We start from the raw sequence: 13,962 nt of genomic DNA on the forward strand, positions 1-13,962 counted from the left end.
CTTCAGAAAGAACACCATGGCAGGCCTGAGCCCCGACACCCCCACCCCCACTGCGCTGACCGTGCATGCCCAGTCGCGGGTGCTCCAGATTGCCTTTTCGGACGGCACCGAGTTCAAGATCCCGTTCGAACTGATGCGTGTCTATTCACCGTCGGCCGAAGTCCAGGGCCATGGCCCCGGCCAGGAAGTGCTGCAGACCGGCAAACGCGAGGTCACCCTGGTCGAACTCGAACCCATCGGAAACTATGCCGTCAAGCCGGTGTTTTCGGACGGTCATGAGAGCGGCATCTTTTCCTGGGACTACCTTTATTTCCTGGGCTCAGAGCAGGCGCGGTTGTGGACCGACTACCTCCAGCGCCTGGAGGCGGCCGGCATGCAGCGCGACGCGCCCATGCTCGCGGCGGGCGGTCATGCCTGCGGCAGCCATTGATGGTTCATGCGGGCAAACCCTCGCCCGCTATTCTTTTTATAGCTGACGGCGCCCGGCGTACGGGCGCAGCTGTTGTTTTTCAACATAAATCTGCCGCAATGCCCCAAGCAGGGGCAGGGTTGTCACTTGAATCCCCGGCATTCACCCCTAGCATTGACTTATGAGCAGCACCCATTTCGGATTTGAGTCGGTTGACGAGCAGGACAAGGCGCGCCGCGTGCGTGGCGTCTTCGATTCCGTGGCACCGAAATACGACGTGATGAACGACCTGATGTCCATGGGGCTGCACCGGGTGTGGAAGGCCTACACCGTGATGGTGGCCGATGTCCGGGAAGGCCAGTCTGTGCTGGACATCGCCGGAGGCACCGGCGACCTGGCCCTGGCGTTCGCCTCCAAGGTCGGCAGCACCGGCTGTGTGGTGCATACCGATATCAATGAAGCCATGCTGCGCGAAGGCCGCAACCGCATGCTCGACGCCGGCAAGGTGTTGCCGACGACCGTGTGTGACGCCGAACACCTGCCCTTTGGCGACGCCCGTTTCGATCTGGTGACGGTGGCTTTCGGTTTGCGCAACATGACGCACAAGGACGAAGCCCTCAAGGAAATGAACCGCGTGCTCAAGCCGGGGGGCAAACTGCTGGTGCTGGAGTTCTCCAAAATTGCCAAGCCACTGGAGAAAGCCTATGACTGGTATTCCTTCAAGGTGCTGCCCCGCCTGGGCAAGCTGGTGGCCAATGACGACTCGAGTTACCGCTATCTGGCGGAGTCCATCCGCATGCATCCCGGGCAGGAAGAGCTAAAGGCCCTGATGCACAAAGGTGGTTTCGGCCATGTGGACTATCACAACCTCACCGGCGGGGTAGTGGCGTTGCATGTTGGAATCAAGTGTTGAATATTCAATCAGAGGAGACGTTATGAAACTTTGGTCTGCAATCCTGGCGGCAGTGCTGTCCGTCACCATGCTGCTGGCCTATGCGCCTGCGGAGGCCAAACGCATGGGCGGTGGCGGCTCCTTCGGGCGGCAATCGTCCAATGTGACGCAGCGTCAGGCCGCCCCACCGGCCGCGCCCGCCAACACGGGGGCCGCTGCGGCAGCGCCGAAGAAGCCCTGGGGCGCGATGCTGGGCGGTCTGGCAGCGGGCCTGGGTCTGGCCTGGCTGGCATCTTCGCTCGGTCTGGGCGGCGCTTTTGGGCAGATCATCATGTTTGCCCTGCTCGCCATGCTGGTGATGGTGGCCGTTGGATTCATCATGCGCAGACTCAAGGCCAACAACAGCCAGGGCGCGACGCCTTATGCCATGCAGGGAGCCGGCAATGCGGCGACACCGCGTAACTACAGTCCTCAAAACGTGGGCAACGATGCCTCGGCCCGTCCCTGGGAGCGCGGCAGCATGGCGTTTGAGGCCAACAAGGCAGGCGCCGCTGCCGGCGGCTCGGTGATCGGTTCCGCCCTTGGCGGTTCGCAGTCCTGGGGTGTGCCGGCAGGTTTCGATGCCGAGGGTTTCCTCAAGGCCTGCAAGGCCAACTTCGTGACGCTGCAGGACGCCTGGGACCGCTCCGACGTCAACAGCCTGCGCGCCATGATGACCGACGAGATGCTCGAGCAGATCAAGGCGCAGCTGGCCGACCGTGAGTCGCACACCGGCGGCGTGGCCAACAAGACCGACGTGGTCATGCTCGATGCCCAGCTGCTGGGCATTGAAGAACTCAGCGATGTCTACATGGCCAGCGTGGAGTTCTCCGGCATGATCCGTGAAGACGCGTCGGCGGGCCCCAGCCCCTTCCGCGAAGTCTGGAACATGACCAAGCCGCGCAACGGCGGCGGCTGGCTCGTCGCCGGCGTGCAGGCACTCCAGTAAGCGCGAGCGCAAGGGCCCCTTTTTTTTCAAGCAGGGGCCGCGGAACCGGCTTCGCCGGGCCGCAGGCGCAGCGGCCCCCTCGGGGGCAGGGGCTACACGAAGTGAGCGACCGTGGGGGCCATGTTTATGCTGCAAAATCGGGGACGTATGAATACCACGTCCCCTTTTTCTTTTCTGCAATCCCTGGCCCAACGCTTTCAACCTCCCGCCTGGGTGGTGGATGAGGGGCAGCAGAAGCTGGTGCTGTTCCTGAACCACGTGCTGATGCAGGAGAAGGAGGCACAAAACCGTCTGCTGCGCAAAAAAGGCAGCGTGGTTCATGTTCGCTGGGGTGTGTTTGCCCTGGATTTGCTGATCACCCCCGCGGGACTCGTGGACCGTGCGCCGGCCGCGGCCAGGCCGGACCTGTTGCTGGCCGTGGCGGCAGAGTCGCCGGGCGTGGTGCTGCAGTCGGTGCTGGCAGGCAAGGCGCCCCCGGTCAAGATCGAGGGCGATGTCCAGCTTGCCGCTGAACTCGGCTGGCTGGCGGACAACCTGCGTTGGGACGTGGAGGACGACCTTTCGCGCCTGATCGGCGACGTGCCGGCCCACACGCTGGCCAGCGCGGCGCGTCAGGGCCTGGCGGGCTTGCGGCAGTTTCTTGCGCAGGGCCCACGACCTTCTTCAGCCGTTTCCCCGGTACAGCCCGGCGCAGCACCTGTGACGGAGCCTCCGAAAGCTTCTGCATGAGCCGCCTTTTCAGGGGCATTTATATCGTCTGGACGGTGCTGCGCTTCGGCCTCGACGAACTGGTACTCTCCAGTTTCAGCAGGCCCTGGGTCCGGCTGCTGACGCGGATTGTGTCGCTGGGCCGGAACCTGAAAGCGCCGCGCGGCGAGCGTCTGCGCGAGGCCCTCGAAAGCCTGGGGCCGATTTTTGTCAAGTTCGGTCAGGTCATGTCGACCCGCCGTGACCTGCTTCCGCTGGACATCGCCAACGAGCTGGCCCGGCTGCAGGACCGCGTTCCGCCATTCGACTCGGACGTGGCCATTGCCATCATTGAAAAGGCCTTCGGCCGGCCGATCGGGCAGATTTTTGCGACCTTCGAGCGCCGGCCCGTGGCCAGCGCCTCGATTGCGCAGGTTCACTTTGCCACGCTGCCCGGCGGCCGCGAGGTGGCGGTCAAGGTGCTGCGCCCCAACATGCTGCCCGCGATTGAAAAAGACCTGGCGCTGATGCACATGATGGCGGGTTGGGTTGAAGGTCTGTCGGCCGACGGCAAGCGCCTGAAGCCGCGCGAGGTGGTCGGCGAGTTCGACAAGTACCTGCATGACGAGCTGGACCTGCTGCGCGAAGCCGCCAATGCGGCCCAGCTGCGCCGCAACATGCAGGACCTGAACCTGGTGCTGATTCCGGAAATGGTCTGGGATTTCTGCATGCCCGACGTGATGGTGATGCAGCGCATGGACGGCGTACCCATCAGCCAGGTGCAGCGCCTGCGCGACGCCGGGGTGGACATGAAAAAGCTGGCGCGCGACGGCGTCACCATCTTTTTCACCCAGGTCTTTCGCGACGGTTTCTTTCATGCCGACATGCACCCCGGCAACATCCAGGTCAGCCTGGACCCCGCGACCTTTGGACGTTATATCTCGCTGGACTTCGGCATCGTGGGCACCCTGACCGAGGTCGACAAGGAATACCTGGCGCAGAATTTCAGTGCCTTTTTCCAGCGCGACTACAAACGGGTGGCCGAGCTGCACATCGAGTCAGGCTGGGTGCCGCCGCAGACACGCGTCGATGAGCTGGAGTCCGCGATACGTGCCTGCTGCGAGCCCTACTTTGACCGGCCGCTCAAGGAAATCTCCCTGGGCATGGTGTTGATGCGACTGTTTCAGACCTCGCGGCGTTTCCATGTGGAGATCCAGCCGCAACTGGTGCTGCTGCAGAAGACTTTGCTGAACATCGAGGGCCTCGGCCGGGAGCTTGACCCCGACCTGGACCTCTGGAGCACGGCCAAGCCTTTTCTGGAAACCTGGATGCTGGAGCAGGTCGGTCCCGAAAAACTGCTGGAGCAACTCAAGGCCGAGGCGCCGACCTACGCCAAGCTGCTGCCCGGCCTGCCGCGCCTGTTGCAGCAGTACCTGAAGGGGCAAGGCGGCGCAAACCACCGGGAGCTTCAGGAGCTGCTGCAGGAGCAGCGGCGCACCAACAAGCTGCTGCAAAGCCTGATTTATGGTGGTCTGGGTTTTGCTTTGGGCCTGCTGGCCATGCAACTGCTGCTGAGAATCCGGCTTTTTTGAGCCGGAAAATCTGGTGATAATCACGCATTCCTGAGGAGATCGCCGTGCTCTTGACCCTGGTTTTTGTCTACCTTCTGATCACCATCATCATCGGCCTGTATGCCGCCAGGCGCGTGAAAAACACCGCCGACTACGCGATCGCGGGGCGCAATCTGCCGCTGATCATGATCGTGACGACAACGTTTGCAACCTGGTTCGGCTCGGAAACCGTGCTGGGCATCCCGGCCAAATTTGTCAGCAGCGGCCTGAACGGCGTGGTGGAAGATCCCTTTGGCGCCGGCACCTGCCTGATCCTGGTGGGCCTGTTTTTTGCGGGCAAGCTCTACAAGATGTCCCTGCTGACCATCAGCGACTACTACCGCGAGCGTTATGGCCGCACCATCGAGGTGGTGTGCTCCATCATCATCATGCTCAGCTACCTTGGCTGGGTGGCCGCCCAGATCACCGCGCTCGGGCTGGTGTTCAACCTCCTGTCGGGTGGCGCCATCAGCACGACGGCCGGCATGATCATCGGCACAGCCTCGGTGCTGGCCTACACGCTGTTCGGCGGCATGTGGTCGGTGGCCGTGACCGACTTCATCCAGATGATCGTGCTGGTCGCCGGCCTGGCCGTGCTGGCCATTTTTGCCGGCAACCTGGCCGGAGGCGCGGACAAGGTCGTCGCCCTGGCCACCAGCCAGGACCTGTTCAGGTTCTGGCCCGAACCGAACTTCAGGGACATGGTGTTTTTCTTTGCCGCGGCCATCACGATGATGTTCGGCTCGATTCCGCAGCAGGATGTCTTCCAGCGCGTGATGTCGGCCAACAGCCAGAGCGCAGCGACCAAGGGGCCGGTTATTGGCGGCATTTTCTACATCCTGTTTGCTTTTGTCCCGATGTTCCTGGTGGCCAGCGCGCTGATCATCATGCCCGAGCAGACAGCCCTGCTGCTCAAGGAGGATCCGCAGAAAATCCTGCCGACGCTGGTTCTCGAAAAAATGCCTTTCATCATGCAGGTGCTGTTTTTTGGCGCCTTGCTGTCGGCCATCAAGTCCACCGCGTCGGCGACCCTGCTGGCGCCCAGCGTGACCTTTGTCGAGAACATCTGGCGCCAGTTCAAACCCCGCATGAGTGACAAGCGCGAACTCAAGCTCATGCGGACCACGGTGTTGATCTTCAGCGCGCTGGTGCTGAGCTACGCCATCTTCATGCAGGGCACCTCGATTTACGACATGGTCTCGGGTGCCTATCAAGTGCCCCTGGTCGGGGCTTTTGTCCCGCTGGTATTTGGGCTGTACTGGAAAAAGGCCAGCACCCAGGGCGCCATTTTCTCGGTCGTCTGCGGCATCGCGACCTGGCTGCTCTTCACCTTCAGTACTCTGGGGGAGCAGTTCCCCGCCCAGCTGGCGGGTGTGCTGGCCGCCACGCTGGGCATGCTGGTGGGATCGCTGACACCGCAGACGATAGAAAACAGCCGGGGCAGCCACCACCGGCTGTCCACCGAAGGCTGACCGGCACCCCGCCGGGCGCAGCCGCCCAGCCGGTAAGGGGCATCGGAGGCTTTCAGGCGCCGGCTCCGGAAATTCGCAGCGCCTATAATTGAAGGTTTTGCATCCTGCGGGTCACTTCGGGACAGCACCCCTCTGACAAAACCTCTAGAACCATGCCAATCTACGCTTACAAATGCGAGTCCTGCGGGCATACCAAGGACGTTTTGCAAAAAATGTCGGATGCCCCGCTGACCGACTGCCCCCAATGCGGCGCGCCCGCCTTCAAGAAGCAGCTCACTGCGGCCGGATTCCAGCTCAAGGGCTCGGGCTGGTACGTGACTGACTTCCGCGGCGGGGGGGCCACCGCCGTTCCGCCGGTCAGCGGCGGCGAGGCTCCAGCTGCTGCTGACAGCAAGCCGGCTGAGCCGGCCGGGAAAACAGCCGCCGCCCCTGCAGCGGCCCCGGCTCCCGCGCCGGCGCCTTCCGGCCCCGCCAAGGCAAGTTGATGGGCCCGATACGCCGATGGTTGCTCGCCGGGTTGCTGGTTCTGGTGCCACTGGCGGTCACGGTCTGGCTGCTCAACTGGATCATCGGCACGCTGGACCAGACCTTGCAGATCCTTCCGGCGGACTGGCATCCCGACAAGCTGCTGGGTTTTCACCTCCCGGGTTTTGGCGTTCTGCTGGCCCTGGCGATTGTGCTGTCCATAGGCGCCTTCGCCAGCAACTTCTTTGGCAGGAAGCTGGTCAGCTGGTGGGATGCGCTGCTCAGCCGCATTCCCATCGTCCGATCCATTTATTCCAGCGTCAAGCAGGTCTCCGACACCCTGTTTTCGGAGAACGGCAATGCATTCCGCAAGGCCTTGCTGGTGCAGTGGCCGCGCGAAGGTGTCTGGACCATCGCGTTCCAGACCGGCATGCCAGGGGGCGATGTGGCCAATCATCTGCAGGGGGACTACGTCAGTGTGTATGTCCCGACGACGCCCAATCCCACGGGTGGCTATTTCATCATGTTGCCCAAGGCAGACTGCATCGAACTCAAAATGAGTGTTGACGAAGCCTTGACCTATGTGATTTCCATGGGTGTGGTGGTGCCCGGCAGCGCCGCCAGCTACAAACCGAAATAATCTTTTCTTCCAGGGCGTGCGAGCGCCACAAGCACAAGCGATTTATCTATGACTTCCCAAATGCGTTCCCACTATTGCGGTCTGGTGACCGAAGCCCTGATGGGCCAAACTGTGAGCCTGTGTGGCTGGGTCAATCGCCGGCGTGACCACGGCGGCGTGATTTTCATCGACCTGCGCGACCGCGAGGGTTATGTGCAGGTGGTATGTGACCCCGACCGTGCCGACATGTTCAAGACGGCCGAAGGCGTACGCAACGAGTTCTGCGTGCAGATCAAGGGTCTGGTGCGGGCGCGCCCTGAGGGCACGGTCAATGACGCGCTGAAAAGCGGCAAGATCGAAGTCCTGTGCCACGAGCTGACCGTGCTCAACCCCAGCGTGACGCCGCCGTTCCAGCTCGACGATGACAATCTGTCGGAGACCACCCGCCTGACGCACCGCGTGCTGGACCTGCGCCGTCCCTACATGCAGAACAACCTGATGCTGCGCTACCGCGTGGCCATGGAAACGCGCAAGTTCCTCGACGCCAACGGCTTCATCGACATCGAAACGCCGATGCTGACCAAGAGCACGCCCGAAGGTGCCCGCGACTACCTGGTGCCCAGCCGCGTCAATGAAGGCATGTTCTTTGCGCTGCCGCAAAGCCCGCAGCTGTTCAAGCAGCTGTTGATGGTGGCGGGCTTCGACCGCTACTACCAGATCACCAAATGCTTCCGCGACGAAGACTTGCGAGCCGACCGCCAGCCCGAGTTCACACAGATCGATATTGAGACGTCCTTCATGGGCGAGCAGGACATCCGTGACATGTTCCAGGGCATGATCAGCAACATCTTCAAAACCGTGCTGGCTACTGACCTTGGCGAGTTTCCGGTCATGACCTATGCCGACGCCATGCACCGCTTCGGCTCCGACAAGCCCGACCTGCGTATCAACCTGGAGTTCACCGAACTGACAGGCGTCATGGCCGATGTCGACTTCAAGGTCTTCAGCGCGCCGGCCACGACAGCGGGCGGACGCGTGGTGGCCCTGCGCGTGCCGGGCGGCTCCGAGATGAGCCGTGGCGAGATCGACGGCTACACCGAGTTTGTCAAGATTTATGGCGCCAAGGGCCTGGCGTGGATCAAGGTCAATGACGTGAGCAAGGGCAGGGACGGCCTGCAGAGCCCCATCGTCAAGAACATCCACGACGCAGCGGTGGCCGAAATCCTCAAGCGCACCGGTGCGCAAAACGGCGACATCCTCTTCTTCGGCGCCGACAAGGCCAAGGTGGTCAACGACAGCATGGGCGCCCTGCGCCTGAAGATCGGCCTGAGCCCTTTCGGAAGGAAGACCGGTATCTTCACCGCCGGCTGGAAACCGCTCTGGGTGGTGGACTTTCCGATGTTTGAATTCGACGAGGAAGGCCAGCGCTGGAGCGCGGTGCACCATCCGTTCACGGCGCCCAAGGACGGGCATGAAGACTGGATGGACACCGATCCCGGCAAATGTATTGCCAAGGCCTACGACATGGTGCTCAATGGCTGGGAACTCGGCGGCGGTTCGGTGCGTATCCACCGCGCCGAGGTGCAGAGCAAGGTCTTCAATGCCCTGAAAATCGGGCCCGAGGAAGCGCAGGAAAAGTTCGGCTTTCTGCTTGACGCCCTGCAGTACGGCGCGCCGCCGCACGGCGGCCTGGCCTTTGGCCTGGACCGCATCGTGACCATGATGACGGGGGCCGAGTCCATCCGCGACGTGATAGCCTTCCCCAAAACCCAACGCGCGCAGTGCCTGTTGACTCATGCTCCCAGCCCGGTTGACGAGAAACAGCTGAGAGAGTTGCACATTCGCCTGCGCAGCCCTCAGCCGGTTTGAGGCCAGTCGCGGCTCCGGCCGCGGCCTCAGCTTGCTACGTTATTGATAGCTGTTTGCGTATGGCTGGCTTGGGCTGAAAGCCTGTCAGGCTTTTGATTCCCGGCGGGCCGAGGTCGATGCAGCCGGCGTGTCGGCACCGCTGCCTTGCCATCTCGCCGGAACCAGGGAGCAGGAAGTGAAGCCATGGAAGATTCCCGAGTCGGTGCTGGTGGTCATTCACACCCCGGCGCTGGAAGTGCTGTTGATCGAGCGCGCGGATCACCCGGGGTTCTGGCAAAGCGTCACCGGTGCGAGGGAAACGCCGGACGAGCCCTTGCTGCAAACCGCGGGGCGCGAGGTCGGGGAAGAAACCGGCATCGTGGTGGGTCCTGCCGACTTGCGCGACTGGTCGGTTTCCAACATTTACGACATCTATCCGCAATGGCGCGGGCGTTATGCGCCCGGTGTGACGCGCAACACCGAGCATGTCTTCAGCCTTTGCGTGCCGCGCACCACCGCCGTCACACTGAGCCCGCGCGAACACACGGCCTGGCAGTGGCTGCCCTGGCTGGAGGCTGCCGACCAGTGCTTTTCGGCATCCAATGCCGAGGCCATCCTGATGCTGCCCCGCATCCTGGCTTGAGGCAGCGCTCATGAACACCCTGCACCGGTCGGAAACCCTGCAACTGCTGGAAGGCGGGCAACAGTATTTCCCGGCCCTGATCCGCGCCATCGACAGTGCCAATGCCTGGGTGCAGTTCGAGACCTATATTTTTGATGTGCACCGGTCTGGCGAGGCTGTGGCCGAGGCGCTGGCGCGGGCCGCGCGGCGTGGCGTGCGTGTCGAGGTGCTGGTGGACGGCATTGGCTCCGACCCCCTGCCACCGGCATGGCAGCAGAAAATGAAGGAGGCCGGGGTGCAGTGGCTGGTGTATTCGCCGCTGGCGTCAGGTTTGGGCGGGCTGGGCCTGCTGATGCCCGACCGCTGGCGCCGTCTGCACCGCAAGTTGTGTGTGGTGGACCAGCGCACGGTTTTTTGCGGCGGCATCAATGTGCTTGACGACTTTTACGACCCCAACCACGGCGACCTGCAGGCCGCCCGGTTTGACTTTGCGGTGGCGGTCACCGGGCCCATGGCCGCCGAAGCGGCAGAGGCCATGGCCCTGTTGTGGTGGCGTGTGCAGGCCGGTTACAGCGCGCGGCAAAACCATCTGGCTGCCGCCTGGGAGAAATTCAAGGCAGGCGGTTACGGCCGCCGCACTGAAGCAGAGGGTCTGTCCGACCCGGCGGCGGCTGCGGTGCCGGGCACGGCAGGCGCGTCCGGCGGCAAGGCCGCGCTGGTGCTGCGCGACAACCTGCGCAACCGCGGCAGTATTGAAAAGGTGTACCGCCAGGCGATTGGCCGGGCGCGCCACGAAATATTGATTGCGAACGCCTACTTTGTGCCCGGCGGCAAACTCCGGCGCGCCCTGATCAAGGCCGCCAGACGGGGTGTTCATGTGACCTTGCTGCTGCAGGGCCGCTATGAGTACTTCATGCAGTACCACGCCGCGCGCCCCGTTTATGGTGCCTTGCTGGCCGCAGGGGTGGAGATTCACGAGTACGAGGCAAGTTTTCTGCACGCCAAGGTGGCGGTGATTGACGGGCACTGGGCCACCGTCGGGTCGTCCAACCTCGACCCGCTGAGCCTGCTGCTGGCGCGCGAGGCCAATGTGGTGATTGAAGACAAGGTCTTTGCCGGCGAGCTGCGCGACAGCCTGCGCACCGCCATAGCCGGGCACGGACGCCTGCTCGATCCCGTCGCCTACAGCCAGCGGCCCTGGCGCCAGCGTATTCTGGACCACGTCGCCCATGCGCTGATGCGCCTGGCCATTTTTGTGACAGGCCAGCGATACTGATTTTTTTTTCGCTCCCTGTAGCCCATCCCATCTGATGCAGGACCTGATTGTTCAACGGCCCCAGGGCCTGTACTGCCCGCCGGGTGATTTTTACATCGATCCCTGGCGACCGGTGGAGCGGGCCGTCATCACGCACGCGCACGCCGACCACGCCCGTCCTGGCCACGCGCACTACCTGGCGGCCAGCCAGGCAGAAGGCGTGCTGCGCTCGCGCCTGGGCCAGGGCATCAGCCTGCAGACCCTGGCCTATGGCCAGCAGATCACCCACCACGGCGTGACGTTGTCGCTGCACCCGGCCGGCCATGTGCTGGGCTCGGCGCAGGTGCGGTTGCAGTATCGGGGGGTGGGAGGCGGGCAGACCTGGGTCGCCAGTGGCGATTACAAGGTGGCACCCGATGCCACCTGCACCCCGTTCGAGGCGGTGCGCTGCGATGTTTTCATCACCGAGTCCACCTTCGGGTTGCCGATTTACCGCTGGCGGCCGGATACCGAGCTGTTTGCCGGGATCAATGCCTGGTGGGCCGCCAATGCGGCGGTCGGTCGCGCCAGTGTGTTGATGTGTTACAGCTTCGGCAAGGCGCAGCGCATCCTCAGCGGGGTCGACGCATCGATTGCGCCCATCATCGTGCACGGCGCGGTGCAAACCCTCAACCAGGCTTACCGCGCGGCGGGCGTGGCACTGCCCGAAACGCGGACGGTTGAAGAAGTCAGCGCTGCGGTGGATGTCAAACGAGCGCTGGTGCTGTGCCCTCCGGGCGCTGCGGCAGGCCCCTGGGTGAAGCACTTCGGCGATTTCAGCGACGCTTTTGCCAGCGGCTGGATGCAGTTGCGCGGAGCGCGACGGCGGGGCGCCTACGACCAGGGCTTCGTGCTCAGCGACCATGCCGACTGGCCGGGCCTGATGGGCGCCATCGCCGCCACCGGCGCGCAGCGCGTGATCGTCACCCACGGCAGTGTGCCGGTGATGGTGCGTTATCTGTCCGAGCAGGGGCTGCAGGCGGGGTCTTTTCACACCGAGTATGGTGATGCCGCGGTGGAAGAACAGGGTGAGACCGTGCCTCAGGCGCCAACGACAGCGCAGAGCGGGCCATGAAACATTTCGCCCGGCTGTTCACGGAAATCGACAGCACCACCTCAACCAACGCCAAGGTCGAGGCGCTGCAGCGGTACTTCGCCCGCACGGCGGCGCAGGACGCCGCCTGGGCGGTGTACTTTCTGTCGGGCGGCAAGCCGCGCCAGGTGGTGAAGACGGCCACGCTGCGCGCGCTGGCCTGCGAGGTGGCGGGCATTGCCGACTGGTTGTTCGAAGAGAGTTACCAGACCGTTGGCGATCTGGCCGAAACCATTGCCCATATCCTGCCGCTGGAGAGCGTTGATTCGGATCTGGGTCTGGCTGACTGGGTGGAAAACCGGCTGCTGCCGCTGCGCGGCCTGCCTGAGGACGAGGTGGCGCAGCGCGTCAAGTCCTACTGGCGCGAGCTGGATGCCCAAGGGCGCTTCCTGCTGGTCAAGCTGGTCGGTGGCGGCTTTCGGGTGGGCGTCAGCAAGTTGCTGGTGCAGCGTGCGCTGGCGGCCTGGTCTGGCGTGGACGCCAAACGCATCGCGCAACGCATGATGGGTTACATGGACGCCAAAAGTCTGCCGTCTGCTATTAAATATGAAGCACTTGTCGCAGGTGGGACGGGGGCTGACGCCGATATTCTTGATGCAGGCCAGCCTTACCCCTTTTTCCTGGCGCACCCGCTGGACACGCCGCTGGAAGCACTGGAGGCCAGGCTCGGGCCGGTAGCGGACTGGCAGGTGGAATGGAAGTACGACGGCATCCGCGGCCAGGTGGTCAAGCGCGCCGGCCAGGTCTGGATCTGGTCGCGCGGCGAAGAGCTGGTGACCGAACGCTTCCCGGAAATTGTGGCGCTGGCGCAGACCCTGCCCGACGGCACGGTGCTGGACGGTGAAATCCTGGTGTGGGGCGAGGGCGAGGGCGAGGGCGCGCCGGCGCCGTTTGCCCTGCTGCAGCAGCGCATAGGCCGAAAAACGCTGGGCCGCAAGATCCTGGCCGATGTGCCGGTGACCTTCATGGCCTACGACCTGCTGGAGCTCGGTGGCCAGGATCTGCGCGAGCAGACCCAGCAGCTGCGCCGCCAGAAACTGGAGCAGGTGCTGGCGGCCACGCCGCTGAAGATGTCACCCATTCAACGCCTCCTGGCCGGCATACGCCACCCTGCGGGCCGAGTCGCGCGCGCGCGGCGTCGAGGGCTTCATGCTCAAGCGTCTGGATGCCGCCTACGGCACCGGGCGCACCAAAGCCGATGGCTTGTGGTGGAAGTGGAAGGTGGAACCCATGACGATCGACGGCGTGTTGATCTATGCGCAAGCCGGTCACGGGCGGCGCGCCTCGCTCTACACCGACTACACCTTTGCCGTGTGGAGCCGCGCGCCGCAGGACGCCGCAGAGGCGGCCGCCGTCGTCAAGGCCATCGGGAAGCGTGAGCCGGCGCAAGCCAGCGCCGCGAAGGGCCGCCCCGAGCAAGCGACGGCCCCCTCGGGGGACAGCGCAGCACACGAAGTGGCAAGCGTGGGCGCTCCATTGCAGCTGGTGGCCTTTGCGAAAGCCTATTCCGGCCTGACCGACGAAGAGTTCAAACGCATCGACAGCGTGATCCGCAAAACCACGCTGGAGAAGTTTGGTCCGGTGCGCAGTGTCAGGCCAACGCTGGTGTTCGAGCTCGGTTTTGAGGGCATCAACCGCAGCCCCCGGCACAAAAGCGGCATTGCGCTGCGTTTTCCACGCATGCTGCGCATCCGGGACGACAAGCCCCTGCACGAGGCCAATACCCTGGATGACCTCAAATTGCTCCTGAATTCATAGCTGCCAGCGCCCGCCCACCAAGGGCGGAATGCGTAAACCCTTCGCAAAAGTGGGGCATGCGGGTTTGGGGCCAGGCTGGTAACATCCTGCATGCTCATGAAATCCAACACGCCTGATTCCCCGGCCCCTCTCGACGAAGGCACGCCGGTCTCCGTCAAGATCCGCGAACGCCTCGCCCTGGCGAAAAAGCGCTTCAATGCCAACG

At 63.6% G+C, this 13,962-nt stretch carries 12 protein-coding genes and 2 pseudogenes; all 14 read left to right on the plus strand.

Translation table 11 applies throughout. The features are described 5' to 3' along the window. Window positions 1-16: 16 nt before the first annotated feature. Entirely contained in the window at window positions 17-430 is a 414-nt protein-coding gene (locus tag PSV33_RS16905) for a DUF971 domain-containing protein (RefSeq protein ID WP_300563451.1), read from the plus strand. Between the two features lie 160 nt (window positions 431-590). After that, window positions 591-1,322 (plus strand): bifunctional demethylmenaquinone methyltransferase/2-methoxy-6-polyprenyl-1,4-benzoquinol methylase UbiE, encoded by a 732-nt coding sequence (gene ubiE, locus PSV33_RS16910; protein WP_300563453.1) that lies wholly within the window; start codon window positions 591-593, stop codon window positions 1,320-1,322. Between the two features lie 22 nt (window positions 1,323-1,344). Then, on the plus strand, window positions 1,345-2,289 hold the full coding sequence (locus tag PSV33_RS16915; protein WP_300563455.1) for a Tim44 domain-containing protein: 945 nt from the start codon (window positions 1,345-1,347) through the stop codon (window positions 2,287-2,289). A gap of 147 nt (window positions 2,290-2,436) precedes the next feature. Further along, the gene (locus tag PSV33_RS16920) at window positions 2,437-3,018 is read left to right on the plus strand and encodes a hypothetical protein (RefSeq protein ID WP_300563457.1); all 582 of its coding nucleotides are present in this window, start codon (window positions 2,437-2,439) and stop codon (window positions 3,016-3,018) included. Further along, the gene (gene ubiB, locus PSV33_RS16925; RefSeq protein ID WP_300563459.1) at window positions 3,015-4,568 is read left to right on the plus strand and encodes a ubiquinone biosynthesis regulatory protein kinase UbiB; all 1,554 of its coding nucleotides are present in this window, start codon (window positions 3,015-3,017) and stop codon (window positions 4,566-4,568) included. Before PSV33_RS16920 ends, ubiB begins: the two co-directional genes overlap by 4 nt. A 44-nt stretch (window positions 4,569-4,612) precedes the next feature. Then, a complete protein-coding gene (locus tag PSV33_RS16930; RefSeq protein WP_300563461.1) occupies window positions 4,613-6,058 on the plus strand; it encodes a sodium:solute symporter family protein in 1,446 nt (481 codons plus the stop codon). 152 nt (window positions 6,059-6,210) lie between these two features. After that, a complete protein-coding gene (locus PSV33_RS16935) occupies window positions 6,211-6,543 on the plus strand; it encodes an FmdB family zinc ribbon protein (protein ID WP_300563463.1) in 333 nt (110 codons plus the stop codon). Then, the gene (locus PSV33_RS16940; RefSeq protein WP_300563465.1) at window positions 6,543-7,163 is read left to right on the plus strand and encodes a DUF502 domain-containing protein; all 621 of its coding nucleotides are present in this window, start codon (window positions 6,543-6,545) and stop codon (window positions 7,161-7,163) included. The genes PSV33_RS16935 and PSV33_RS16940 overlap by 1 nt, the downstream gene beginning before the upstream one ends. Window positions 7,164-7,223: 60 nt before the next feature. Next, complete coding sequence (aspS, locus tag PSV33_RS16945; protein ID WP_300563467.1) at window positions 7,224-9,011, plus strand: aspartate--tRNA ligase; 1,788 nt, start codon at window positions 7,224-7,226, stop codon at window positions 9,009-9,011. 175 nt (window positions 9,012-9,186) lie between these two features. Continuing rightward, complete coding sequence (gene nudB / locus PSV33_RS16950) at window positions 9,187-9,633, plus strand: dihydroneopterin triphosphate diphosphatase (RefSeq protein ID WP_300563468.1); 447 nt, start codon at window positions 9,187-9,189, stop codon at window positions 9,631-9,633. Between the two features lie 10 nt (window positions 9,634-9,643). Continuing rightward, window positions 9,644-10,888, plus strand: coding sequence for a cardiolipin synthase ClsB (gene clsB, locus PSV33_RS16955; protein WP_300563470.1), 1,245 nt, complete (start codon window positions 9,644-9,646; stop codon window positions 10,886-10,888). Between the two features lie 34 nt (window positions 10,889-10,922). Then, entirely contained in the window at window positions 10,923-11,981 is a 1,059-nt protein-coding gene (locus PSV33_RS16960; protein ID WP_300563472.1) for a ligase-associated DNA damage response exonuclease, read from the plus strand. Further along, window positions 11,978-13,757, plus strand: a pseudogene (locus PSV33_RS16965) (ATP-dependent DNA ligase). The gene PSV33_RS16960 and the pseudogene PSV33_RS16965 overlap by 4 nt, the downstream one beginning before the upstream one ends. Window positions 13,758-13,847: 90 nt before the next feature. Beyond that, window positions 13,848-13,962, plus strand: a pseudogene (locus tag PSV33_RS16970) (GTP cyclohydrolase I); the annotation flags it as partial.

It is taken from the genome of Polaromonas sp., from assembly GCF_029945895.1.
Classification (GTDB): Bacteria; Pseudomonadota; Gammaproteobacteria; order Burkholderiales; family Burkholderiaceae_C; genus Polaromonas.